This window comes from Acinetobacter lwoffii, from assembly GCF_052078135.1.
In the GTDB taxonomy this organism is placed as follows: Bacteria; Pseudomonadota; Gammaproteobacteria; order Pseudomonadales; family Moraxellaceae; genus Acinetobacter; species Acinetobacter lwoffii_Z.
Genome location: NZ_JBQGUZ010000002.1, coordinates 42,158 through 67,107 on the forward strand (window position 1 = coordinate 42,158; position 24,950 = coordinate 67,107).

Here is a 24,950-nt window from a genome sequence, read left to right on the forward strand (position 1 = left end):
TAGAGCGGGTTTTTTTCATATTAAATCTAGGAAACTTTGATCTTCCTGATTATCAATTTCAACTTTACATTCTTGCAGCTGTTTTTCAAATTTTTTATAAATATTATCAATTAAGTTACTATTTTCGTTACGAAAAAATTTTGACACTTTATTTATTTTGATTTCATGATCTAAAATTGGCATAGTTTGCATAAATCTATTTACACCATAATTATTAAGATTAATAAAAATTGCACTTGATGCTTCCCGACACGAAATTAAGTGATCATACAATAAATGATATAAATAATTACCATGCTTATCATCTAAGGTTTGAGTAATATCTACCATCGAAATCGTTGCTTCTACATAGTTCACAGTTTCATGTGAATTATCTAAATCTACTTCCAAATGATAAACATCATACCCCTCCTCTAAAGAAACATTTAAGCTATTTTTAAAAGATTCAAGGTTAGGATAAATTTCAAAAAAACACTCTAATGATGGTTTTAATAAATACTTTTTATATCTATAACTATCAATTTCTGATAAAAATCTAATCTCAGATTTATATTTTTTTCCTTTTTCATCTAATAGTTTATAAGTCTGTTCAGCTAAGTCTTGAGGCCTTTTCTTAAAAAAAGAAGCCACAAAAAATTCCTGAATAGAGCGATGAATAAAACTGTAGTTATTACCATCACGAATAATTAAACATAAATTTTTACTAATATCTTCCAATAAAGCTGAAGGATCTTCTTTTGGGAATTTCTTAGTTATTGATTTTTTAATACATTCCAAAAGATCCTGTCTACTATTAAAAATTAATTTATTTTCATTTTTAGAAATAAAGCACAAAATTTCAAACCACTCTTGTAGCTCACTTTCATTTAAATTACTTTTAAATTCTCTCTGGTATCCTGGCTTAGTTCGATCATGCTTATAAATTAAAACACTAAATAACTCTTCATAAAATTTGGAAAGACTGTCAGGAATAATTAATTTTGCTCTATAAGTCATTACAAAAAGAGTAACCATTAAAGGAGTTTTTAATAACTCATCAACTTTTAATGGGCTTTCTTGCAAAGCATTTACAAGATTATCGAATGAGTCCTCATCATCTACAAGTTTTCTAATTAAACCTATTATTTCATCATCATCATAAGGTCTTATACTTAGTACCTTAAAAAAATTACTCGATTGAATGGCATTATCTGGTCGTGAAGTTATTACGATTTGAGTTTGTGGATATTGTTGAATAATACTCTCAAGATCTTTGATTACATTTGATACATCTTTTTCTTTTAACTCATCAAAACCATCAAGCAATAAAACAATTTTTCCAGATTTTAACACCCAATTTAATAATTCATCACTAACTGAAAAAACCCATGAACTAATTGCTTCTTTTATATGACTTAAAATCTCAGCTTTTTCATTTAATTTTCTTAATTCAATAAAAATTGGGATTCTTTTTTCCCCTTGATATTCCCTATAAGTCAAATATCTTAATAAAATTGACTTGCCTTGACCTGCAACACCCTCAATTACGAAATTTTTTAATGAAATATCTTCTATAGTTTCAGCTTTTATATACCCCTTATCGCTATTAATATAAGGTGGATAATAAAATAAATTTAAATCAATAGCTTCATCTCCTTTATAGATTGTTTTTACCTTCTTTATATTCTCTATTTTAATTTCTAACTTCCCAGAAATATCGTTCAACTTTTGTTTTTCAAGATGAAATTTGGTTTCTTTTTTTACAAAATCATAAAGATCATTAAGTGGCTTATTTATCACTTTAAATAAAGCTGACAATGAAGGATCTACCATACAAAAACTCATTTTGAAATATTAATTATTGACCAAGTAATAACTTATTTATAAAACACATTAAAGCCATGAATTTTCTAAAGATTAATTTCAAAACTCTTAAGTGTATCAATCCCTCAAAGTCCTTTTTTATGCGTGACGACAACCCTCTCCCACAGGGAGAGGGGGTATCATTTAATTTAATACTTATATGAATTTTGCAATGGGGTTCCCTCTCCTTTTAGGAGAGGGCTAGGGAGAGGTGATTAAAAAAACAAGTTTACAACCCCAACTTATTCAACAAATCTGGCGTCAAAAAAGTCTGTGCCACACGATTTAAATCAATATAACGCAACACACCTTTCAACTGCTGATTCACCTCAGGATTTTTCACAATCGCTTCCCCCGTAGTTCGACCTAATTCCTGAAAACTATCCCCTACAGCTTGCAAGCCTTCCGCCTGAATCACGGCTTTGGTTTGTGTAGAACATTGCTCTACAAGGATGCGCTGTAAAACGGTCGCCAGATTCTTATCTAATGCTTCCTTTTGAGTAGCGGTCACATTACTAAAAGCCTTTAAGTCCGGATGATTACCCAATGCCACAAAGGTCCATTGCAAGACCGTGGTTTTATCGGTGGCTGTGGTGGATTTCATCAAACAGTCACTGAGCTGATCAACTGTTGGACCTGCTATGGCAACCTGAGTTGCACCTAATAATGTTGCACTTATTAAAAATGTACGAAGCTTTGTGAAAGATCTATGCGCCATCATAATTTCCTGTTCTTCGATGTCCGGCCAGTGATATAAAACCAGTTATTTGTAGCATGGAACAGGGCAATAAACTGATAGAGCTCTGTAAAACCTAAATCAGATTTGCAACACTTGGATGATCATTCTGATGTCCATATTGCTATTCATCAGGTCAGGATATTGATCAGTCAAACTTAGCGCTATGATTTAGACTAAAACAATAAAAATAAAAACTTATAATTATGAATACCAACATATTTCACAGCATCATACTGTGGGGACTTGTCCTTTTTTTCGTCTTGATCGTATTTTTATTCATCCATCCGACATCACGGAAGGAGATTCTCGGGTCACGTGATCTCTCCGCTAAACCAAGCGGACTTTCTTCTACTCTCTCCCGTCGGATCGAACAGATTTTTGCGCCTATCTTCTCGATCATCAAAAGGATCATACGGATTTTGGATTAAGTCTTTTGATCCCGCGCTTATTTTAACTGCCTCAAAAGATTCTTGGCTCCGGCATGATTATAATTATTGGCCAAATTCTGCAAAATCCGCTTGGATTGTGCTTTAGCATTTGGGAAACGGCTGGCATAGACCGGAATACTGTTCAGACAGCGTGCAACCAGCATCCCTGATTCAGTATAGACACGTGTTCCCTCTGTGCCCTGCAATTTGCCATAGTTATAGGCACGCTGGGCGTTGTTACAGGCATTATTCAGATTCTTGCCACTGTTAATATCACGTCGCGCTGCCACATAAATCTTCATCTGATTTTGTTGCGGTGTTTCTGCTACCGTAGCTCGAGCTGATGCCGCTGCTAGCTGCTTTTTCTCTGCTTCTTTTTTCTCTAACTCTTTTCTTTCTAATTCCTTTCGCTCTAATTCTTTCCTCTCCAGCTCTTTACGTGCCGATTCCTTCAGTTCATTCGTCGTCTTTGCGGCAGGAGTCTTAGGAGGAGTCGTGGTTTTTATCGATGCAGGTTTGGTTTGCTCCAAAGTAACCCTGGCTTTAGTTGGACGATAAAAGTTTTTCGCTTGAGATGGACTCATGACCTGGGTGAGTAGTCGAACACTACGCGTCTGGCTAGTTTTATCAACTTGTCGTTCAGAAGTTGGCTCAATCGAAACAATCCAGCTTTCAGTCAGGTCATCCATACGACACTGATAGGCACCGCTCCCCTGTACAACACCCCGATTAGCACTCAGACGTTTACGCTGGGCAACATCTGCCACTGCACTAAAATTACTTTTATACAGCAGTGAAAATTCACCGCCCTGTTCATGACAATATTGCGTCAGTATCGAACGCGGATACATGGCCTGAGTCGTATTATTTTTCTGTGCTTGTCCCCAAAGGTAAATATGATCTTTTGCACTACCATCACGTTGATTCAAAGCCCGTTTGGCAATCAATTCTTCCGGACTGGCAAAAGGATGTAACACCTCTGATTTCAACCGATTCACGCTATTACACCCAGCTAAACCTGCTGCCCCTATTATTAGAATTATTACTTTTAGCTTCACAGCAAACATCTCAACCCCAAAATCCCGTATAACATAGCTTAAATAGCACAAAACAACAAACACAAGATATTGATAACTATAATATTTAAATGGTAAAAAGGCACATATCAGCCTCAACTTTGCTGATTATGCCAAGCTTCATGTGATAAAAATTGACACAAGTATCATTTTTAAATCAGTTCAAATAATAAACAATTCCATTCAGGACTCAAGAAAAAGATAGAAAAAACACATAAAAAACCGAAGAAGGCGGTGAGTCCTTCTCCGGCGGCTTATTCAGGGAACGCTACAGACCTTTATTATAATAGGTAATAAATTTACCTTTTATCCGCTATAACATTGCCTGAACAAGATCAGCATAAGAATAATTTCCTCAACGTACATTTGTTATTTTTATACGTCAAACCACCGGAAATTAAACGCCATCTTGGCTGGCCCTTAGGATTTTAGACAAGAAAAAAATATCTGAATACCCCAATATTGGGAGGTTCTGACACGATTTACCCAAGTCATCTGACCAACGGTCAGATCGATATTTTCCATTGGATTTTGTAAATTAACTCGCCCTAAAAAAAGCCAAACCTAAAACTGTTTGGCTGATAAAGCAGGATAATAATATGAGAAAAAATTAATCAATATGTGATTCAAATGCTTTTAAGCGTTTATAGATCGACATCAGTTCAATAATCGTCGGCCAAGACAGAATCAGATACTGGAAAGATTCCCGCACTTTGCCAAATACATTCAGGATTTGCATCATCAAACCAAGAGTAATTGCCCCTGCTGCAATACTTGGAAACAGAATAAATAATCCGTAAATATTGTCTAACTGCAAGTACCAGATCCGAACCATGTTGAAATAAGCATAGTGAAAATACAACCGGAAATAATTCCAGCGTACTCGGCTAAACAGTTCTTTTAATGTCAGCGGATGTGCGCGATCAGCATAGTCTTCGCCATAGACCAGCTCTTTACGATAGGCTGCCTCAACTTTCTGGTTATTGAACTCCAGTCCGGGCAATTTCATTCCCACGACCATTAAAATGACCGTACCCAATACCGCCCAGCCGATCGAGGCCCACATTAAAGCATGCGGTATTTCCCCTACAATCGGTAAAACTTTCACATGACTAGAGAGCTGATATAAGATCGGCAGGAATGCCATCAGCAACATCAGCGCTTCGATCAAGGAAACACTTAACTGCTCCGTGGTTTTGGCAAAGCGCATGGTATCTTCCTGGATACGTTGTGATGCACCTTCAATATGACGTAACTGCTCCCAATGTGCGGTGTAATAATCATTCATCGCGGTACGCCAGCGGAAGACATAATGGCTGACAAAAAACAGGTTAAATACCGCTAAAGTGACATAAACCATCGCAATATAAATAAAGGTTAATGCGCCTTGATACAGCAATGAAACATCCCCACCACCCTTCGTGAGCATTTGTTGAATCTGATCATAAAACGGGCTATACCATTCATTTAATACGACATTGACCTGTACCCCGAACCAGATATTAAACAGAATAAATGCCGAGCCCCAGACCGACCAGCGCTGCCATCGGTGTCCGGCTTTCCATTGCCAGAACAACGCAAATATCGTAGTTGCCATGAAATACCAGAGATAAAACCAGATGAATTGAGCTGACCAGAAACGCCCGATACCGATTGTAAGCTTTTCATCAAAATAATTTTCAGGAAAACCCAGATAGGTTCCCCATCCTGATCCGCCACTATGCCAAAGCACAAGATTAATGATAAACCATAAAATCAGGCTGCTAAAAAACCAGACGGGTTGCGGGAAAAATGACTTAAACATACCGACCCAGTTCTCCTTATGTCTCTTGGTCATCCAAATGACGCCTAGTTTATTCTTATTTTAGATTTTTACTGTTATAAAGCATTAATTTTCAATTTAGTGTAAAAAAGGATAGAAGGATATCAAGTCTCTAGAAACTTATTTTTATCATTCAGCTCTGCGTTATGATTTTCCTTATATTCTCGATTTTTATCATTCAGTAGAGCGATACCAAAAAACAGAAAAATCATCATGTTTTTGACCTTTCGTTATTTTGATAGACTTTTTTATGCCTGTTATCTGTCGGGTTTATGTAAAAGAGCCTTATGCTTCCGAGCACTGCGAGAATAGGATGAAAATCAGACATACTGCATGTCTTCTAGGTATCTTTAATCTAAATAGAGCACTACTCCCTATTTGAATAAGTCACTGATCAAGTTCTCAGTTTTTGAAGAAACAGTTAAATTTTCAAAAATCATGCTATGATTTAATTATCGAAAAGTAATCTTATTTTGGAAAAAACTATGGAAAGTTCAGTAATTGAATTACTTAAACCGGTGACTCTACAAAAAGAAAACTGCGACCCTATTATTTTTGAAGCCGGTACTGTTTTGAAAGTGGTCATGCAGACTCCAACCAGTCTTCTGGTCAGTAATGATGATGACTTTAACTTTACCATTCCTTTAAAAGACAAAAATGAAGTGTGGCGAGAAATTTGAGTATTTTTCTCTTATGCAAATAGATGGGTTGTATCTGAGTTGGGTTTCTTAACTTATAGGATACGACCCTTAGCTTTTCTCCACTTTGATTGCTCTTTTATTATTTTTTCAAAAAATTATTTCTTTCCTCTTCTGTCATCATTTACTGATTTTAAATTGGCTCATATCCATTTGAGCAAAAAAAAAAAATTTAATTGAAACATCACTTAGTTTTTTGACCTATGTAAGATCACTGATGATCTGTTTTTCCGTCTTTTGTATCTGCTCTGTCATTGCAATACCACCCTTACATCTCTTCTCTCTGTTTAGTTCAACTTCATCTAACACCTACGCTTCGATTCAAAAAAAGAATATTCAATTTATTTTCAGAGTTCAGTAATAGAACTGGAGTTCGTCTTTCTTCGATTTTTTATCCTCTGATAAAATTTACCAATAAGAATTAAAAAATAATCTGAGATGCTAAATTAAGAGGCTGTTTAAATTGTGTAGCTCTGCAATTGGTCCCAAGAAAATTTGATAATACGAAATTTCCCTCTAGCCAATATTAGTATTTTTTCTTTTAAGACAGCTTAGCCAATCTTAAAAATTATTAGTTTTCATAAACTTAAGTTAAATATTTTAATTATATATACCTGATTTATAAATTTATTTAGATTATTCTATTTAAAAAGATCTCAAAATTACATCTCCCTCATATATTTAAAAATAAAAAAAATAAATTAATAATAAATACTATATTCTAAAAAATTAATTAAAAAATACATATTCAAAAATAAAGATTAAATAATAAATCTTATTATGTAAAATCCTGAAAAACAATCAATCCAAGAAAATCTTAAAATATAAAATCCTCATAATTTATTTTTAAAATTTATTAACAATACTGGATTTCTACCAAAATATTTCTAAATCTTACAAAGTAACTGTACTTGTTAAAAGTGTTTCGTTTCTGCACTTAAAGCCAGTCTGTTAAATGAAATATGTTATAAATTTAATCAAAGCAATGACCATTCAGGTAATTCTAACTTTTAAATAAATTTAACTTCAGAGGCTTAGGTAGTATTTATGTCGACTCTAAAAGAAGATCAAGATCTAGAAGATTCACTTGCTACATCTTCTTATATATTACCTCAAGTGATTTTAACTCAGCTCAAACCTATTATTTATTCTCACAAACTTGTTTTATTTCTTGATATTGATGGAACCATTTCTGAATTCCACCCAGATCCAGCAAAAAGTATAATTAAGAGCGAAACCTTAAATACTTTAAAAGAGTTACAACAATATATTCAGCTAGTATTAGTGACCGGTCGCTCAATTGCACAAGCCCAAAAACTTATTTATCCATTTGACTGGAATATTGCAGGCTCTCATGGTCTGGAATTAAGCTATCAATTGCGTTTAAGCAAGTTAATTGATTTAAATCCTGAACAGTTTGAATTATTAAAAAATTATATTACAGAGTATAGTAATAATATTCCTCAGACTCGAATAGAAATTAAAGACTATTCAGTCGCCCTGCATTTTCGTGAACATCCCTATTTAGAGCATCAAGTGCATGCATTTGCCTTGAATTGTCTTACTCATTTTCAGGATTTTGAACTTAAGGCTGGAAAGTTTGTATTCGAACTGGTGCCCAAAGGTGCAAATAAAGGTTCAGCTATCCAACAAATCATTCAGCAATATCACTTAAATGATCATTACCCCATTTTTATCGGCGATGACCTGACCGACGAAGCCGGTTTTCAAGTCATCAACACATTCAAAGGCTGCTCTATCAAAGTCGGTACAGGCAACACCGTGGCACAACATCGCCTCGAAAACGTGACTCAAGTACAGGCTTTTCTAGCGGAATTTCTAGAAATACTGAAAGCACAACAACAATTATTATTGGAGAAATTACATGTCGAAACTCATAGTGTTATCAAATCGTGTAAATCTACCTAAGTCAGACAATACACAGGCAGGTGGATTAGCGGTGGCATTGCAGGATGCTTTGCAGGATATAGGCGGTATCTGGGTTGGCTGGAATGGATCCCGAGTTGACCAGACAAAAGAGCAGAAGTTTCAAATCCTGAAGCATCAAAATGTTGAATATCACACGAGTCCATTGACTGAATCCCAATATCAAGGCTTTTATTGTGGTTTTGCCAACAATGCATTGTGGCCGCTGATGCACGACCAGCATCAACTTGTAGATTATCAGCCGCAGGATTTTAAGATCTATCAGGATGTCAATTTGCGTTTTGCCAAGCACCTGAAACAGGTGGCATCTCCACATGACATCATTTGGATCCATGATTATCATTTTTTAAGCGTGGCACATTATTGCCGTAAACTGGGCATGCGTAACCGTATTGGATTTTTCCTGCATATTCCCTTTCCTGAACTAAGGCTCTGGCAGACTTTAGCCGCTCATCGCGATCTGGCACATCATTTAGCCAACTACGATGTACTGGGTTTACAGACCTCTCGCGATCAGGAAAACTGTTTAAATTTCCTTGAACAGACCTTAAAAGTGCAGCATCGTCACAATGAAATCCTGAATTATCAATCTCGAAAGATTCATGTGAAATGCTATCCGATTGGTGTGCATCCTGTGCAGCTACAGAATCAGGCCTCAGATACCCATCTGGAAAAGCTTCCCTTTGATCTGGATACAGTGCAGCCTTATAAAACCATCATTTCAGTTGACCGGATTGATTATAGTAAAGGCTTATTGGAGAAAATCGGATCGTTGCAGAGCTTGCTGGAAGATCAACCGGAGTTTAAAAATCAATTCCAGCAATTACAAATTGCCTGCCCGTGCCGACTGGATGTAAAAACCTATAAGAACCTGTATACGCAATTTAAATCTGCCGTACATGAACTCAATAGCCAGCATGGCACAGCAGACTGGTTACCCTTCGATTGCAGCTATGACACCTTGGGCCATGAGGCCTTGATGCAACTGTATCGTAAGGCAGATATTTGCTGGGTAAATTCGATCCGGGATGGCATGAATCTGGTCGCCAAGGAATATATTGCAGCACAAGACCCTTTAGATCCAGGTGTCTTAATTTTATCTAAATATGCCGGTGCTGCTGAACAAATGAAAGAAGCCTTACTGGTCGATCCTTATGAGCATGACAGTATGGCCAAAGCCTTAAAAAAAGCACTGCGCATGTCTAAATCAGAACGTTTAGAGCGCTATCGTTATTTAAGCCAAGGCTTGAAAAATTTCGATATTATTCGCTGGCGTGATCAGTTTATCACTGACCTGAAAAACTCACAAAGCCTGCGGATCTATCGCCCGGTGGCTGCAGGAGCTTCAAACCAGTTCAGTGTGCATGCCTAAATTTTTAAGTAAAAAAACACCAGCATTAAGCTGGTGTTTCGTTTTGAAGAGGAGCCACAATCTCTTCGCTTTGTTGTACTTCGCTTGGGTCTGCAGTGAGATGATTCAAAATCACAATACTCAATAGACCAATCGCAATGACGCTAAATACCAGACTCAATCCGATGATTTCACTACCAAAGCCGACCAATGCTGGCCCAATCAACGAACCTGTATAAGCAAATACCGATACATAAGACAATGCCACATGTGAAGCCAAAGTTTTCTGACGTCCTGCACGGGAAAACATCAGCGGTACAATGTTGGCACTACCTAAACCTAAAATCGCATAGCCGACCAACACCACTTGCCAGACTGGCGCAAAGACTACGGTTAATAAACCGGTTGCAGCCAATAGTGCGCTTAACAGAATCGTATTTTTTTCACCAAACTGCTGAATAATCAGGTGTCCACTAAAACGTCCCAGTACCATCAAACCAGCAAAGAAACTATAAGCCAGACCGGTTTGCGCCGCAGGCAGGCTGAACTCAGTAGCAAGATAAATACCACTCCAGTCCATAGCTGCACCTTCCGAAAGGAAAGCCACAAAACAGATCAGACCAATACCTAAAATTGCCCAGGTCGGTGCTGCTTTTTTCGCAGGTTGTTCTGATGATGTTTCTTCTACCGCTGTCTTAGGCTCAGCGCCCAAGCTCAAAGGAACAGCAAATAAGGCAATAAGCAGCAAAATCACACTGACAATCACCGCACCAGTTAAAGGCGCCAAGCCAAAACCCATTAACATGGTCATGCCCAGTACGCCTGCCAGACCACCTAAACTACACACCCCATGAAAACCCGACATTAAACTTTTACCGAGTTTTTTCTCAATCTGTGCAGCCTGAATATTGACAGTCACGCCCAAAGCCCCGGCACTGGCACCAAAGAAAAACAGGCTGATGGCCATCATTAAATGATTCGGACTATAAGCCAGAGCAGGCAGAATGAACAAAAATGCACTGAGAATTACGGCTAAAACAGCACGGCAACCCAAGGCATTGGCCAGTCGGCCGGCCAGCGGCATCGCCAGCATTGAACCGATTCCGGCACACAGCAATAACAGGCCAAAATCAGCATGATTTAATAACAGGCGCTGCTGTGCATATGGAATTAAGGGTGCCCAAGCCGCAGTACTAAAGCCCAAGCTAAAGAAGCACAACGCAGTCGCTATTTTCTGCCATAGATATGGTGATGGAGACTGAATTCGAGAAAGCAGTGTTTGATTGAACATTGTATTACCAAAAAAGAAGGCTCAGGCATCCATTACCGATCATCCATAGAAAAACCCCACAGACTTATAGCTAGAATGTATAAGTTTGCGGGGCTGAATTTGCGTGAATTATAAACAGAATAAATTTAAATGGAATAGTTTTTAGACACAAATTTTAAGATTTTTTACAAGTATCTGATTGTATAAAATTTATAGTTTTATGCTTTTATTTGCATAGGCTGATCGGTTTTTTCGCGGCCTGCTTAAGCTCAAGTTTTTGTAGAAAATGTGCAAAACCTGCGGCAATTTTTGAGCTGAGCCGACTACTGGTGGTGACTCTCAGCTGATTCGACCAGACAATCTGCGCGCCGGCTTTTTCTAAACGACGGATGAAATCGACATCCTCATGACAGTCCAGTTGCTGAAACCCATTGACCTGTATATAAGCCGAAGCTTTAAAACACAGGTTTGCGCCATGAATATGCCGATGTCCCATGCTGTCCTGATAATGTCGGAGATAAGCCTGACGGGTTTTCCGGCTTAAATGATCCCATTGATCCAGCTCGACCACACCACAAATCGCATCGGTGGGTTGATGCTGTAACATCACCTGAAACCAATCGTACTGTACGAATGAATCGGCATCGGTACAGCAAATCCAGTCACAGCCTTGCTCGATCATTTGCTGAATGCCTACATGGCGTGCCTTACCGACATTTCGGAAGTCGCAACTGATAGCTGGAATGTTCATTTGCTGAACTTTAAGTGCAGTGCTATCGGTACAATGGTCCAAGACCACTAGAATATGAATCTCGGGAAAATTTTCTATTGTTTTAAAATATTGAAAAAAATAAGTTTGTGCTGATTTTAACGCTAATAGGCAGCGTTCAATATAGGCTTCTTCATTACAGGCCGGAATCACCACACCGATTTTCTTCATCTCAAACCCTCCTGCTCTGCCACAGATTGCGCTGAATTCAGCCAGAGATCTACCAAAAAATCGGAGTCCTGCAAGCTTAAACAATGTTCATAGTTTAAATGCGCTTTGAGATACTTATGGACATCTTCACCATTTAAGCCAAATCCCGAGATCGGCGCGCGCCAATGACAACTCAAGATACATCCGCCCGGTTCCAGTGCAGTATGCAGCCATGTCAGCACCTGTTGCAGAGCAATCGGATTTAGATAATATAAAATCTCACTGACGACAATGAGCTGAAATTTTTGTTCGGGCAAATCATCTGGCACGATCCGCTGTAACACCTGTACATGCGGATAAGCTTGTAAACGCTGCTGCGCCAAATGGATCGCAGTATTATTGGCATCCAGACACATTAAGCTATTTGTCCGCCGCGCCAGTTCCTGACTAAAGACGCCATTACTGCAACCAATCTCAATCGCGGAGTCAAACTGCAAGTGCGGCAAGATCGCCAGACAAATCTGCCGTTTGCGCTGTTCATACCAACGCTGTTCATATTGCCAGGGATCTCCCTGATTCAGTGCATATAAGGCATCGAAATATTCCTGATCATAGGCTGCTTTACTGTTCATACAGATACACCTCCCAGGGCTGTAAAATACGTTGTAATGCCTGCTCTGGCAGAATCGGTGATTGATCTATCGTCGGATCAAGCTCGATCTGGCTCTTAAAACGCCGCGCAGCTCGAGACTTATATTGTAATTCTTCCTCAGTTAATTTGAGTTGATGAGCGACGGTCCAGGGAATTCTGGTATCTCCAGGGGTTGCCCAATGCCACGCCCAAATTAAAACCTGAATACAGGTCAAATGAAGTTCAGTGGCCAGCTGCTGTGTGACCTGCCCCGTAATTTCATGATCTGGATGTCCATCATGAACAAATGTGCTAATTAACACATCATTCGGTTGCAGATAAGATTGCAGATGCTGTTGCAACACATCCCGCTGTTCGGCCACCTTGCCATCTTGAATATCTAAAGCGATCCGCAAGATATTCTGTTTTAAAGGTAACGCTTCTAAAGCTGCTCGCGTTTCAGCAGGACGAATCTGGTTCAACTCTTCGGGAGTATACAGACTAGAGCCGGGATGACTGGCTGTCCCATTGGTAACGGCAAAAAGTATGATCTGATAGCCAAGTTTGTCCAGACGCTGAATCAGGCCTCCACAGCCCAAAATTTCATCATCAGGATGAGGGGCAATGATGCAGACTCTGGCATCTAGAGGAATAACCTTAGGAATATCAAATTCCGGCATCTGTTGCAGGATCTGACAGGAACGCCATTCTTCAAGCCGTGTGCCTTCACCATGGATGACACGATCCCCTACAATCTCATGTCTTATAACGTCCATAATTGTTCCTCCTGTGCAGTCAGCTCGCCAATCCGCTCCAAGTCAAATGCAGCATGACTTTGACGAATAAATACCGGAAGATCTGCTGCAAGCCGAGCGAAATGCGGATGCTCACAATACGGCCCAGCACCAAGTGCCTTACCTACATGAGTTAGTACATTTAAGGCAGTCGCTTCCACCTGAGCACGTAGGCTACGAATCTTTAACTCATGTGCGTGTTGCGGTTGCTGATCAATCAATGCAGCAACTTGATAAAATAAGGACTGTGTCGCTAAAAGCTCCCGACTAATTTCACCGAGATACATGGCCTTATAGGCATGCGGTTTTAACAATACTGCCTGTCTTAAATATTCAGCCAAACGCACGGTTGCGCCATACCAGCACGCGGCCACACCTGCGGCGCCATGCCAGAATCCGGGCCGATCCAGATAGGCATTTGGAGCTGCGACTTTTTCCACCTCAACATGATCCAGTTCCAGCCGGGCAGTCAAGGTATGCTGCATGCCCACTGCCTGCCAGGCATCCTGATGATGCTGAATGCCTTCTTGCGACAAATCTAGAATCAGTAATTGTGAATATTGCTGCTCATCACGGTGAGTCAGCAGACCGTGTTGCACCCAGACCGATGCAGAACACCAAGGCTTAATTCCGCTTAGCTTTCCTGCTTGCAATGTTAAAGGTTTGGGTCCACCTTCTGCCGCCCATACTGCCCATAAGCCTTTTTGTTCTACCGGAATATTCAGTTCATGCAGAATAGCTAAAGCATCTAAATGCGATTCATAGAGTTTACCCAGACTCAGATTGCTTGCCGAAACCTGACTAAGCATCTGCCAGCGTTTTAAGGTGGCTCCGGAAGCGGGATAAGGCACCTGTTCGGAAATCGCCACCAGTTCCATTAAAGTGTGCTGAATTTTTTCTTGTAGCTCCAGAGGAGAATTTTCAAATCGTTGTAATATTGAACCGAGGTTCATGCATGCGGTTCCTCATAAAATACGGATAAATTTGTTTTGTTTGTAAAGTCAGTTAATGAGAAAGCTTGCGCATTTGTTTTAAACGTGTGGTCAGCCCTAATATCTTACGCCGTGCATTAATCTCTTCTTCATTGAAACAGAGTTGCTGCATCAGTTCAGTTAAAGGCAAATGATTATGTTCAATGAGATAGATATCCTGCTCTCTGCTCCATTTGGCTTGCTGTGCTTGTGCTAACAACTTTTTGACGTCCGGTCTCACCATCTCTTCATCCATTTTGAAAACATGAGGATAGAAGCCGGAGCCTCTATCCTCTAACATAAATTGAATCGTTTAGGCAGGGATCGCTTCCGCAGTCGCTTCACGCGTCCAGACACGATGGTTCAGGATCAAAGTCTTGAAGCTATCTTGTACTGCTTCAAACTGTCCGTTTGCCAGAGTTCCTTCATCGCTAACCAAGCGTAAATGTTCAATCAGCTTGCCTTTATCGCCCAAGAACACGATTGGTTTTAAATGTTTGTAGGCTTCCAGCAGATAATGAGTTGCCACGCCGTCTTTCATTACCACATCGTAATTGTCACCGTCAGCAATTACCACGGCATCATAGGCGATCGATGGCTCGGCTTTTTGCATACCATCGGAAGGAATCACCTCGCCTTGCTGGCCAAGTACCGGACCCGGTTTTGGGGTCAATACATCGACCACAGCCCCTTCTGATTCTGCCCAAGCTTGAACAGCTTTGATACTGGCCTCATTGGCCTTGTCGTGCACCAATAGCGCAATTTTGCGTGCCTTAATATCTTCAGGTTTAAATGCCTCAAAAGATAAACGTGGTGAAACCTGCACCTCTGGCAATTTTGCCGCCTTTTTCTCTGCCGGAATTTCAATACCCAATTGGTCAGCCACTTGTTGAGCCAAGTCCAGATCGATGTTACAGAGCACTTCCAGAACTTCACGCTCACGAATATATTTGCGCTCCACCTTGCTCAGCTCGAAGACATAGGCATCGACAATGTGCTTTTGCTCATGTGGTGCCTGGCTGCGGTAGAAAAGACGGGCCTGACTAAAGTGATCACTGAATGATTCGCTACGCTGACGGATCTTGTGTCCATCAATACGCTCCTGATAGCTTTCAAAACCACCGCCTTGTTCAGCTGGCGGAGTCTCAGTCGGCCAGTTATTGTCAATCGAATTCGGCTCATAACTGGCTTGACCGGTATGTACAATACGCTGGTGTAAACCATCACGCTGGTTATTGTGGAATGGACAAACCGGCTTGTTAATTGGGATCTGGTGGAAATTTGGACCACCTAAACGGCTGAGCTGAGTATCGGTATAAGAGAACAGACGGGCCTGCAATAATGGATCATTGGTAAAATCCAGTCCTGGCACAATATGTCCCGGACAGAATGCCACCTGCTCGGTTTCACCAAAAAAGTAATCAACATTACGGTTCAGCACCATTCTGCCAATCGGCGTCACCGGCACCAGTTCTTCCGGAATAATTTTGGTTGGGTCCAGCAAGTCGAAGTCGTACTTCATCTCATCTTCTTCTGGGACGACCTGTACACCCAACTCCCATTCCGGATAGTTACCGGAGGCAATCGCTTCATATAAGTCACGACGATGGAAATCCGGATCTTTACCCGCCAGTTTTTGTGCTTCATCCCAGACCAATTGGGCTAGACCCTGTTTTGGCGTCCAGTGGAATTTAACAAAAACCGCTTTATTCTCGGCATTGATAAAACGGAAAGTATGTACACCAAAGCCTTGAATGGCTCTTAAATTACGCGGAATACCCCGATCCGACATGGCCCACATCACCGCATGTGCAGATTCAGGCACTAAAGAAACAAAATCCCAGAAAGTATCATGTGCAGATGCACCGGTAGGAATCTCGGTCTGAGGTTCAGGTTTGACTGCATGTACAAAATCCGGGAACTTGATCCCATCCTGGATAAAGAATACCGGCGCATCATTCGCTACCAGATCGAAGTTACCTTCATCCGTATAAAACTTGGTGGCAAAACCACGGATATCACGTACCGTATCTGCTGAACCACGTGGTCCCTGTACGGTAGAAAAACGCACAAATACTGGCGTTTGCACACTGGTATTGGTCAGGAAGCCTGCCTTGGTCAGTTTTTCATTCCCCGGATAAGCCTCAAAATAGCCATGTGCGCCGACACCGCGGGCATGCACAATACGTTCTGGAATTCGCTCATGGTCAAAATGGGTAATTTTTTCCCGGAGAATAAAATCTTCGATCAAGGTCGCACCGCGAACGCCTGCCTTGAGACTGTTCTGGTTATCGGAAATTTTAACCCCTTGATTGGTAGTGAGTGCCTGTTCGGTCGCATCACTGCGATATGCGTCGAGCTGTTCACTTTTTTTATTGGTATTTTGTTTGTCTAAACCGTCTTTACCAGTCGCGGGGCTATTGGCCTTAATTTTCATGATGTATTCCTTGCTGAGCTTGAGTTTAGTTCAGATATTTTTGGTCTATCTCAAAGTCGCTTGAGCTTATATATTGCATGGCTTACCGAATCAAAATCATCCCGCAAGTCAATCTGCTACAGCCGATCCTGTATCAGCCTCACATTTTTTCTGAATATGCTGACTCGAAGCATTTTTGCTTTTCTGGGAATATTGTTATTGGTTTCGCCTGTGTCCTAACATAACTGCATTTGAGAAAGAGATTTATTATTGTTTGTAGTGCCTTGTTTAATTAAGGCAGCATTGTGTTATTTTTTATAAATTTCGGATTTATTTATGATTTAAATTTTTATCTAAGTTATTTATTTAAAATAAAATATTAAAATTTCACAGAGATATTTCGAAATAAAGATTCAGTATGGTGATATGTGATCTTGCTCACAAATAAGCGTCATAACCCAAAACGATGTTTCAATCCTGAAATGATTAGGACTTTTTAGAAGTTCAATTTGCTATGAGAAATTGATATGCTACCGCTGAAGATGGTCAGAACTTGACAGATTTAAATAGTTACAATCCCGTGCCCTGCTTATACATAATGACTAAACTTCCTGCCTTTATATTGATCTAATATCTATAACTTATAACCACTTAAATCTCTTAGCCTGTTCAGATCAAATACAAAGTCATAGAGATCATTTCATCTCTTGGCTCGGGCTTCGACTACATCCGACTTTATTTTAATACACCGTATCGCGTTAAGTTTGAAGGAGTAAGAGCATGGCCTCTTCTAAAAAAGAATCTAAAGCAATAAAAATTGATATCGGGATTTCGCATGATGATCGCGCCAAAATTGTCGAAGGTTTATCCAGACTTTTAGCAGACAGTTATACCCTGTATTTAATGACCCATAATTTCCACTGGAATGTCACTGGCCCCCAGTTCAATAGCCTGCACACCATGTTTATGACTCAATACACCGAGCAGTGGAATGCGCTGGACGTCATTGCTGAACGTATTCGGGCTTTGGGTTTTGCAGCACCCGGCACTTATAAACAGTTTGTGAAACTCACTTCTATTAAAGAAGTCGAAGGTGTGCCTAAAGCTGAAGAAATGATACGTTTACTGGTAGATGCACATGAAACTGTGGCACGTACTGCCAGAAGTATTTTCTCGATCATTGAAGAAGCCAATGATCAGCCGACTGCTGACATTCTCACGCAAAGACTGGAAGTCCACGAAAAAACGGCCTGGATGCTGAGAAGTAATCTGGAACAATAAAATCGGATCGAATCTTTGAGATCAAGCTTATTCACAGGATGAAATAGAAACTTGCGGCAGTGCCATTAAAGTTCGGCTTCATCCTGACGCTTTGATTAGATATGATTTACCGGCGTTCAATGATTAGATCAACCTGAAAGACAGAATCATTAAAATTAAACCATCAAAATTTAAGGATGTAGGCAATCGCGTACATCCTTTTTGAATGACGCGTTTATTTCAATCTCAGGCATGGAAATAATTTAAAGGCAGTTTTAAATAAGAAATCCCGTTGTCTTCCGCTTCAGGAAATTGGCCCTCCTGGCTCCTTACAGTACAGCTTAATCTTGATGCGGATTGCTCGAATCACTTTCAATCCGGCCATCGACCAGATTAATGGTGCGATCACAAGTGGCGGACAGGCGCGGATCATGCGTGACCAAAAGTACGGCGCAGTCGCGTTCACGATGCACTTTACGAAACAGTTCAAACATATCAGCCGCGGTCTGGGTATCAAGATTACCTGTAGGTTCATCGGCCAATAATAATGCCGGCTCAGTAATCAAGGCCCGGGCAATGGCCACCCGCTGCTGCTGTCCTCCGGACAATTCATTCGGTTTACGCTCGGCAAATTTTTCCAGTCCCACTGCCGCTAGTAAATCACGTGCGCGTTGCATTGCCTGCTGATTCGGTTTGCCATGCGCCATCATTAAAGGCATGAGAATATTATCCAGTGCACTAAAGGCCTGAATCAGATGGTGAAACTGAAATACAAATCCAATGCTGTTGCCGCGCAGCGCCGTACGGCCGGTATCATCCATCGCACTGGTAGGTTGTCCCAACAAATACAGCTCGCCACTCGTTGGTTTATCTAGCAGTCCCAGAATATTCAGTAAGGTACTTTTACCAGAACCGGAAGGGCCAATGAGTGCCGCAAAGTCGTTGCGATCAATGCGCAGGTCAATGCCATGCAAGACCTCCACTTCATTGGGCTGGCCAATATTATAAGACTTGCGTAGCGCTTCCAGATGCAAGACTTCCTGAGATTGTTCAGACATGACGAATCGCCTCCACCGGATCGAGTGCTGCTGCCCGGTGTGATGGCACCGCTGCCGCCAGTACACCTGTTAATGTCGCCAACAATAGCGCCAAAATCACCAGTTCAATCGAAATTGGAATATAGAATAATCCCGGCCCAAAATTATTAAATACCCATACCAGACCATAACTGACTATGCTGCCCAGCACTGAACCGAGCAAGCCAAAGATTGCACCCTGAAACAGAAAAACTCTCAGGATTTGCGATTGGGTTGCACCCGTCGCCCGCAAAATACCAATTTCCCGGGTGCGCTGCACCACACTGACGGACATGACGCTGGCAATCCCGAAAGCCACTGAAATTGCGACAAATACAATAATCATATTGGTGGACAGGCTTTGTGCGGTAATGGCATTCATCAGTTGGGCATTGGTTTCAATCCAGCTTTCGGCTTTTAATGAGGTCAGGCGTCCGACTTGTGCGGCAACCTGGTCTGCTTCAAAAATATTGGCAATGGTTAGGTCAATCACCGTTACCCCGCCTGGCAGGCCGAGTAAGGACTGTGCCTGCTTGAGATCCAGATAGACATAACGCGCATCCAGTTCGCGCACACCCAGTTCAAAAATACCGGCAATATTCACCAAAGCACTATTTTGTTGACCAGTATCCAGTCGCAACTTGCTGCCGACCTGAACACCGAGGTCTTTGGCCAGTTGACTGCCAATCAGCACATCATCCGCGCCGACCCGCAACTGACCACTGATTAAATATTCTTTTAATGGAATGATCTGCTGATAACGCTCCAGATTCATCCCGACCAAGGCCACGGATTCAATCGCATCACCGCGTTGTACAAAGGCCGGTCCAGACACCACCGGCGAGACAGCTGTCAGTACGGGTAACTGGTCCAGCGTTTCGGTAATCTGCTGCCAATTGTTGATCGAACGCAACCGCTGTGCCCGTTTATCTTCCTGCAATAATTGCACGGTCCCGGCGGGAGACGGCACAATCTGGTTAACTTCATCGGGTGACAACAGGCGAATATGCGCCTGTGTGCCTAAGGTTCGTTCGACAATATTGGCTTGTAGCCCCTGAATCAAAGCGGTGATAAAGACGATTACTGCCACGCCCACGGCGACCCCGATGGTGATCATGATGGACTGCGCGCAACCCTCACGCAAAAAACTGACCGCGATTTTCCATTCGATCCAGAGCCGCCCGAATAAATTTTTCAATCGAAGTTCACCGGTAATTCATTTTTACTATTGGCCATATCAGCAGAATTCTGTAATGAACTCAGTTGTGGTTTTAAGCGAACTCTGGTGCCATCCTCCAATGAAGATTCGCCATCTGCCAGCACCTGATCGCCCTCGCTCAGGCCGGATTTCACTTCTGACATGGCCAGGCCACGCAAGCCTAAAGTAATCTGCTGACGCTGTATTTTTCCATCACGTCCCATGAAGACCACGGCTTTATCTCCCTTAATACTGCTTAAAGCATCATTCGGAATCGCCAGTGCCCGTGCTCGTTTGGCCGTCTCGACATTCACCGATACCGTCATGTCCTGACGCAAAAAATCTGGCACGGGATTGACAGTAAGTCTGACTTCTACCGTACCTCGCTGTGGGTCGATACTTGGTGCAATAAAGTTAATCCGGGCCGGGAAAGACTGATCCGGATAGGCATCGCTAATCACGGTAGCATTTTGCTGTAAGGCCAGTTGGGGTAAATTCCGCTCATCCAGCGGTACCCGGATTTCTGTGTTCCCCGTTAATGCAATGGTAAATAAAGTCTGTCCTGGCTGAACCAGATCACCCGGTTCGACATCGCGTGTCAGCACTGTACCGGCGACTGCAGCCCGAATCTTAGTTTTGGCCAGTTGAGCCTGTGCCACCGCCAGCTGTTCCCGAAGCAATGCTTCTTCGACTTGACCCGCAGCCAATGCTGTTGCTTTTACCCGGGCTGTCTCATAATTATTGCGCGCGACTCGTTCCGCTTCCACAGCCTGTTCGACTTCTTCCCTCGACAGGATGCCGGCTTCTGCATTACGTCTACGTGCTGCTTCTCGGCTGGCCTGCTCCAACTGGGCTTTGGCACTGGCCAGTTCTGCTGCAGCCTGTGGCCGTCGGCTGCTTGCCAATTCAGTCAATGCCAGCTCAGCCTGTCTGACTTGGGCCAGCAATTCATCCGACTTCAATACCACTAGCAGATCACCCGGTTTAACCTGATCGCCTTCCTGCACCAGACGTTGCAGAACCACAGCACTAATTTCACTGCCTACCTGGGCACGTGATACTGTCGCAACACGTCCGGTCGCAACAACATTTTGTACTAGCGGCATGGCACTCAGCGTATAACTGGGCACCACTGGCCCCTGCCACCAGCGAAATAGAGCAAACCCTACTGCCAGTAGCAATACGATAATGAGCAAAATTTTATAGCGGGCAGCGCGCAATGAGAATCTCCGGTTGATTCGTCTAATTTAAAATAAGAAAGTCAAAACTGTATTTATTTTTTCCCCTAAGGTTTAATTTACAACAAGTTTCTAATTGGAATTATAGGTATTTTATTGAGTTTGAAAAGAATGTTGAGTTCCTGTCCACTTTTATGAGCTAGCTTAAGTCGGTGTCAGTGAATTTAATCAATAACAGATCCAGACACGGGATCAGGTAACAGAAAATTGTATTAAATTTCTCTTGAGTTCAAGGAATGGGAGCTTTCATTAAAAAACAGGCTAGATCATGATAGAGCTCGCCTGTTCAATCGCTTGGGTGTTAATTGGATATTAGTTAAATGTTAGACCGTACGACGCAATGGCTGATCACGTTGCGCCAGACTTTTGCCCATCGGCACGAGTCGTCTATCAGGATCAATCTTTTGCCAAGGCAGATCATTCGGGTCTGCTTTCATGGCACCAGGCGCTTTCGCGACCAAAATGGCAGCAGCCATGTCCTGAAAATCTGCACGAAAATGTACCGAGCTTTTCACTACGACAATCGTTTTATCTTCAGGCACAATACCAAAAATTCTAAACATATTACGATCGAGCAACTGAGCTTTATAGGAACTGACTGCAATTTCAATACCGTCTATTTCCAGTAATACACTCGGGCCGATATCCGCCTCGACGCCATGCATCATGGGTCCGCCATAGCTGAATTTTCCATCGCTATAGGCTTTGATTTTAAATTTAGCGCTAAATGGAGCATCCCCCGCAATACCCGATGTTCCGCCCAGTTGCGCATAAAAATGCTGACCAAGCCCAAGCTGATATGCTTGTTGCACCACCGCAGGATCTACGATGAGGCCAATCAATCCATTTTTAACTTGATGTCGATGTAGCGCCGATAACATCCCGGTTGTATTCGAATCGCCACTAGCTCCCGGATTATCCTGAGTATCTGCAATCACCACAGGTTTGGTCGAATGATGCTGTTGGTATAATTGCAGCGCCTGCTGCACGGCATGATCGGGTGATAAAAAACCCATATTCCAATGCGTTTCTTGTTGCAGCACATGGGCGATATAGCGTTGCATGGCCTGATCTAACTGCACAGCATTTTCACTATAGCCCCAGATACAACCACCACATTCGGCAAAATCTGCCGCCGGAAAACCCGGCGTGAAATTCATCTGGACAGGATTATTTTGTTCTAGCTGTTCGAGTAAATTCATACAAGACTGGGTAGGTTCCAGCTCGGTACATTGTGCATTCAGCGCAATCAAAAACGGCAGCTTATACATTTGCTTATGCAGCTTTTTACCCCGGAATATTTGATCCAACACTTGAGCGCAACGTTGTCCGGTTTGGGCCATATCTACATGCGGATAGGTCCGATAGCAAATCAGCACATCACTATGGGCAAACATCGCTTGCGTGACATTGGCATGGAAATCCAGACTGGCAATTACCGGAATATCCGGCCCAACTGCTTCACGAACCCGTCTTAACAATTCGCCTTCACCATCATCCACCTGTTCACTGACCATAGCACCATGCAGATCCAGATACACCGCATCTGCCGGATGCTGCTGGATGCTTGCAATAATTTCATCACAGATCCGCTGGTAAGTGTCCTGCTCTACATGTGCTGAAGGTGAAGTGCCCGCCCAGATCACCGGTAAAAGTTGATACCCGAATTGTTCCGCTTGTTGAATAAAACCGCCAATCGGAATGTTCTGTTCCCGAAATTTCAGGATATCTGCGCCGCGGCTAAGCGGCGGAAATCCCCCACCCTGGACAAAATCCGCGTAGCTTGCTTTGGTCGGGGCAAAGGTATTGGTTTCATGTTGAAAGCCCGCAATGATGATTTTCTTCATATCCTGAATCCTTCCTATGCTACGTATTGATTATTTATCAACGATTAAGGCGGCGCGTGTTGTTTGCTGAGGCGCAGCTTGCTTTTTCAGTCTGAAGGCATAAATTAGGAAAGCGCCACCGAGCATCATGATCACAGCAATCGTGAACCAGCCTGCCAGCATGGAACCGGTCATTGATTGCGCTATGCCCATAATATTTGGACTGACAAAACCACCGAGTAATCCAATACTGTTAATCAGGGCAATTCCGCCTGCTGCCGCACTACCGCTTAAGTATTTCGATGGAATTGACCAGAAAATGGTATAGGCACTAAACATAAAGGCCGTTGCGGTACAGATCGCAATAAAGGACAGCAGGAAATTCGCACTCATCACCGACAACATCAAGCTGACTCAGGCCAATACCGTCGGCACTACACAATGCCATTTCCGTTCCTGCCATTTGTCCGAGCTGCGGGCAAAAATGATCATGAAAATTGCACCGCATAAATATGGAATCGCCACCAGCCAACCAATCATCTGCAAATTTTGGATACCGCCCGACTTCAGTAAAGATGGTAGCCAGAAGCCAATCGCATAGATCCCACAGATAATGGTGAAGTAGGCCAAGGCCATGAAATAAATCCAAGGATCCTTTAATACCGCTTTAAAATTACTATGACCAGTGGCAGACTGATGTTGGGAAATTTCTTTCACCAATAAGGCTTTGTCCTCTTGGGACAGCCATTTTGCTTGTGAGGGATGATCAGTTAAATAAAAGTACGCTACGCAGCCCAACAGCACGGTCGGCACAGCTTCTAATAAAAATAACCATTGCCAGCCAGAAAGATTATAAATCTGATGGAAAGTACTCATAATTTGTGTCGATAACGGTGCGCCTAACATGCCAGCAAGCGGCCCGGCCAGCATGACAATCGCCATGACACGTGCCATGCGTGCACCGGAATACCAATAGGTCAGATAGAAAATCATGCCCGGGGCAAAACCGGCTTCGAATACGCCTAGTAAAAAGCGCAAGACATAGAACATCTGCGGGGTGGTGACAAATAGCATCGACATGGAGGTCAGGCCCCACAAAATCATGATGCGGGTAATGGTTTTTCTGGCGCCGACTTTTTCAAAATACAGGTTGGTTGGCATTTCAAACAGGACATAACCTAAAAAGAATATGCCGGCTGCCATGCCATAAATTGCATCGTTAAAGCCCAGCTCCTGCTGCATTTGCAACTTGGCAAATCCGATATTGATCCGGTCCAGATAAGCAAAGAAATAAAACAGCAATAAAAATGGCAGCAGGCGCCAGCTTACTTTCTTGTAAATCTGGTCTAACCGTTGTTGACGGGAGGTGATTAAATCCATCTAAAACTCCTTTTTATCTAGATCTTCTTATTGTTCAAAACCCATGTAAGCATGCTCCTGACTTGATA

21 protein-coding genes are annotated in these 24,950 nt (G+C 42.1%); 4 read left to right on the top strand and 17 right to left on the bottom strand.

Annotated features, from left to right (window positions below; all coding sequences use genetic code 11):
- Window positions 1–15 precede the first annotated feature (15 nt).
- The 4 genes from ACTL4S_RS01465 to sbmA all read right to left on the bottom strand — a co-directional run bounded on the left by ACTL4S_RS01465 (window position 16) and on the right by sbmA (window position 5,889).
- Window positions 16–1,812: an NACHT domain-containing protein gene (locus ACTL4S_RS01465; protein ID WP_441298610.1), complete on the bottom strand. Its 1,797-nt coding sequence runs from the start codon at window positions 1,810–1,812 to the stop codon at window positions 16–18.
- A gap of 259 nt (window positions 1,813–2,071) precedes the next feature.
- Window positions 2,072–2,560 (bottom strand): hypothetical protein, encoded by a 489-nt coding sequence (locus ACTL4S_RS01470; RefSeq protein WP_441298611.1) that lies wholly within the window; start codon window positions 2,558–2,560, stop codon window positions 2,072–2,074.
- 466 nt (window positions 2,561–3,026) lie between these two features.
- A complete protein-coding gene (locus ACTL4S_RS01475) occupies window positions 3,027–4,076 on the bottom strand; it encodes a hypothetical protein (RefSeq protein WP_441298612.1) in 1,050 nt (349 codons plus the stop codon).
- A gap of 619 nt (window positions 4,077–4,695) precedes the next feature.
- Window positions 4,696–5,889, bottom strand: a complete 1,194-nt coding sequence (gene sbmA / locus ACTL4S_RS01480) for a peptide antibiotic transporter SbmA (RefSeq protein WP_441298676.1) — start codon at window positions 5,887–5,889, stop codon at window positions 4,696–4,698.
- Window positions 5,890–6,392: 503 nt separating this feature from the next.
- Between sbmA and ACTL4S_RS01485 the strand changes: the two genes are divergently transcribed.
- The 3 genes from ACTL4S_RS01485 (at window position 6,393) to ACTL4S_RS01495 (ending at window position 9,924) form a co-directional block, all read left to right on the top strand.
- Complete coding sequence (locus tag ACTL4S_RS01485; RefSeq protein ID WP_004279347.1) at window positions 6,393–6,587, top strand: hypothetical protein; 195 nt, start codon at window positions 6,393–6,395, stop codon at window positions 6,585–6,587.
- A 1,065-nt stretch (window positions 6,588–7,652) separates the two neighbouring features.
- Complete coding sequence (gene otsB, locus ACTL4S_RS01490; protein ID WP_441298613.1) at window positions 7,653–8,534, top strand: trehalose-phosphatase; 882 nt, start codon at window positions 7,653–7,655, stop codon at window positions 8,532–8,534.
- On the top strand, window positions 8,491–9,924 hold the full coding sequence (locus ACTL4S_RS01495; RefSeq protein WP_247143958.1) for a trehalose-6-phosphate synthase: 1,434 nt from the start codon (window positions 8,491–8,493) through the stop codon (window positions 9,922–9,924). The genes otsB and ACTL4S_RS01495 overlap by 44 nt, the downstream gene beginning before the upstream one ends.
- Before the next feature lie 25 nt (window positions 9,925–9,949).
- Here the strand turns inward: ACTL4S_RS01495 and ACTL4S_RS01500 are convergent, their stop codons facing one another.
- From ACTL4S_RS01500 to katE, 7 genes are all read right to left on the bottom strand, one after another.
- Complete coding sequence (locus ACTL4S_RS01500) at window positions 9,950–11,194, bottom strand: MFS transporter (RefSeq protein ID WP_180086516.1); 1,245 nt, start codon at window positions 11,192–11,194, stop codon at window positions 9,950–9,952.
- 205 nt (window positions 11,195–11,399) lie between these two features.
- On the bottom strand, window positions 11,400–12,113 hold the full coding sequence (locus ACTL4S_RS01505; RefSeq protein ID WP_441298614.1) for a glycosyltransferase family 2 protein: 714 nt from the start codon (window positions 12,111–12,113) through the stop codon (window positions 11,400–11,402).
- Entirely contained in the window at window positions 12,110–12,724 is a 615-nt protein-coding gene (locus ACTL4S_RS01510; protein ID WP_441298615.1) for a class I SAM-dependent DNA methyltransferase, read from the bottom strand. The genes ACTL4S_RS01505 and ACTL4S_RS01510 overlap by 4 nt, the downstream gene beginning before the upstream one ends.
- Complete coding sequence (locus ACTL4S_RS01515) at window positions 12,714–13,499, bottom strand: PIG-L deacetylase family protein (RefSeq protein ID WP_441298616.1); 786 nt, start codon at window positions 13,497–13,499, stop codon at window positions 12,714–12,716. The genes ACTL4S_RS01510 and ACTL4S_RS01515 overlap by 11 nt, the downstream gene beginning before the upstream one ends.
- Entirely contained in the window at window positions 13,487–14,470 is a 984-nt protein-coding gene (locus ACTL4S_RS01520) for an acyl-CoA dehydrogenase (protein WP_441298617.1), read from the bottom strand. Before ACTL4S_RS01520 ends, ACTL4S_RS01515 begins: the two co-directional genes overlap by 13 nt.
- A 52-nt stretch (window positions 14,471–14,522) precedes the next feature.
- Window positions 14,523–14,732 (bottom strand): hypothetical protein, encoded by a 210-nt coding sequence (locus ACTL4S_RS01525; protein ID WP_044111274.1) that lies wholly within the window; start codon window positions 14,730–14,732, stop codon window positions 14,523–14,525.
- A gap of 69 nt (window positions 14,733–14,801) precedes the next feature.
- Window positions 14,802–16,925, bottom strand: coding sequence for a catalase HPII (gene katE, locus ACTL4S_RS01530; RefSeq protein WP_441298618.1), 2,124 nt, complete (start codon window positions 16,923–16,925; stop codon window positions 14,802–14,804).
- A gap of 759 nt (window positions 16,926–17,684) precedes the next feature.
- On the opposite strand from katE, the gene ACTL4S_RS01535 reads away from it, so the two are divergent.
- Complete coding sequence (locus ACTL4S_RS01535; protein ID WP_396469827.1) at window positions 17,685–18,185, top strand: Dps family protein; 501 nt, start codon at window positions 17,685–17,687, stop codon at window positions 18,183–18,185.
- Between the two features lie 320 nt (window positions 18,186–18,505).
- Here the strand turns inward: ACTL4S_RS01535 and ACTL4S_RS01540 are convergent, their stop codons facing one another.
- From ACTL4S_RS01540 to ACTL4S_RS01565, 6 genes are all read right to left on the bottom strand, one after another.
- On the bottom strand, window positions 18,506–19,222 hold the full coding sequence (locus ACTL4S_RS01540) for an ABC transporter ATP-binding protein (protein WP_180180973.1): 717 nt from the start codon (window positions 19,220–19,222) through the stop codon (window positions 18,506–18,508).
- Window positions 19,215–20,438 (bottom strand): ABC transporter permease, encoded by a 1,224-nt coding sequence (locus ACTL4S_RS01545; protein WP_441298619.1) that lies wholly within the window; start codon window positions 20,436–20,438, stop codon window positions 19,215–19,217. The genes ACTL4S_RS01540 and ACTL4S_RS01545 overlap by 8 nt, the downstream gene beginning before the upstream one ends.
- A complete protein-coding gene (locus ACTL4S_RS01550) occupies window positions 20,435–21,658 on the bottom strand; it encodes an efflux RND transporter periplasmic adaptor subunit (protein ID WP_121980077.1) in 1,224 nt (407 codons plus the stop codon). Before ACTL4S_RS01550 ends, ACTL4S_RS01545 begins: the two co-directional genes overlap by 4 nt.
- 341 nt (window positions 21,659–21,999) lie before the next feature.
- A complete protein-coding gene (locus ACTL4S_RS01555; RefSeq protein ID WP_441298620.1) occupies window positions 22,000–23,523 on the bottom strand; it encodes a M81 family metallopeptidase in 1,524 nt (507 codons plus the stop codon).
- Window positions 23,524–23,553: 30 nt separating this feature from the next.
- Window positions 23,554–23,895, bottom strand: a complete 342-nt coding sequence (locus tag ACTL4S_RS01560) for an MFS transporter (RefSeq protein ID WP_441298621.1) — start codon at window positions 23,893–23,895, stop codon at window positions 23,554–23,556.
- A gap of 21 nt (window positions 23,896–23,916) precedes the next feature.
- Window positions 23,917–24,882 (bottom strand): MFS transporter, encoded by a 966-nt coding sequence (locus ACTL4S_RS01565; protein WP_441298622.1) that lies wholly within the window; start codon window positions 24,880–24,882, stop codon window positions 23,917–23,919.
- Window positions 24,883–24,950: the final 68 nt, after the last annotated feature.

What these genes read in the sequence shown, in the direction of transcription:
- ACTL4S_RS01520 (WP_441298617.1), bottom strand. Translation starts at nt 14,470, where the DNA reads ATGAACCTCGGTTCAATATTACAACGATTTGAAAATTCTCCTCTGGAG.
- ACTL4S_RS01515 (WP_441298616.1), bottom strand. Translation starts at nt 13,499, where the DNA reads ATGGACGTTATAAGACATGAGATTGTAGGGGATCGTGTCATCCATGGT.
- ACTL4S_RS01505 (WP_441298614.1), bottom strand. Translation starts at nt 12,113, where the DNA reads ATGAAGAAAATCGGTGTGGTGATTCCGGCCTGTAATGAAGAAGCCTAT.
- ACTL4S_RS01495 (WP_247143958.1), top strand. Translation starts at nt 8,491, where the DNA reads ATGTCGAAACTCATAGTGTTATCAAATCGTGTAAATCTACCTAAGTCA.
- ACTL4S_RS01565 (WP_441298622.1), bottom strand. Translation starts at nt 24,882, where the DNA reads ATGGATTTAATCACCTCCCGTCAACAACGGTTAGACCAGATTTACAAG.
- ACTL4S_RS01465 (WP_441298610.1), bottom strand. Translation starts at nt 1,812, where the DNA reads ATGGTAGATCCTTCATTGTCAGCTTTATTTAAAGTGATAAATAAGCCA.
- ACTL4S_RS01560 (WP_441298621.1), bottom strand. Translation starts at nt 23,895, where the DNA reads ATGAGTGCGAATTTCCTGCTGTCCTTTATTGCGATCTGTACCGCAACG.
- ACTL4S_RS01535 (WP_396469827.1), top strand. Translation starts at nt 17,685, where the DNA reads ATGGCCTCTTCTAAAAAAGAATCTAAAGCAATAAAAATTGATATCGGG.
- ACTL4S_RS01470 (WP_441298611.1), bottom strand. Translation starts at nt 2,560, where the DNA reads ATGGCGCATAGATCTTTCACAAAGCTTCGTACATTTTTAATAAGTGCA.
- ACTL4S_RS01500 (WP_180086516.1), bottom strand. Translation starts at nt 11,194, where the DNA reads ATGTTCAATCAAACACTGCTTTCTCGAATTCAGTCTCCATCACCATAT.
- ACTL4S_RS01475 (WP_441298612.1), bottom strand. Translation starts at nt 4,076, where the DNA reads ATGTTTGCTGTGAAGCTAAAAGTAATAATTCTAATAATAGGGGCAGCA.
- ACTL4S_RS01525 (WP_044111274.1), bottom strand. Translation starts at nt 14,732, where the DNA reads ATGGTGAGACCGGACGTCAAAAAGTTGTTAGCACAAGCACAGCAAGCC.
- katE (WP_441298618.1), bottom strand. Translation starts at nt 16,925, where the DNA reads ATGAAAATTAAGGCCAATAGCCCCGCGACTGGTAAAGACGGTTTAGAC.
- ACTL4S_RS01485 (WP_004279347.1), top strand. Translation starts at nt 6,393, where the DNA reads ATGGAAAGTTCAGTAATTGAATTACTTAAACCGGTGACTCTACAAAAA.
- ACTL4S_RS01555 (WP_441298620.1), bottom strand. Translation starts at nt 23,523, where the DNA reads ATGAAGAAAATCATCATTGCGGGCTTTCAACATGAAACCAATACCTTT.
- sbmA (WP_441298676.1), bottom strand. Translation starts at nt 5,889, where the DNA reads ATGTTTAAGTCATTTTTCCCGCAACCCGTCTGGTTTTTTAGCAGCCTG.
- ACTL4S_RS01540 (WP_180180973.1), bottom strand. Translation starts at nt 19,222, where the DNA reads ATGTCTGAACAATCTCAGGAAGTCTTGCATCTGGAAGCGCTACGCAAG.
- ACTL4S_RS01510 (WP_441298615.1), bottom strand. Translation starts at nt 12,724, where the DNA reads ATGAACAGTAAAGCAGCCTATGATCAGGAATATTTCGATGCCTTATAT.
- otsB (WP_441298613.1), top strand. Translation starts at nt 7,653, where the DNA reads ATGTCGACTCTAAAAGAAGATCAAGATCTAGAAGATTCACTTGCTACA.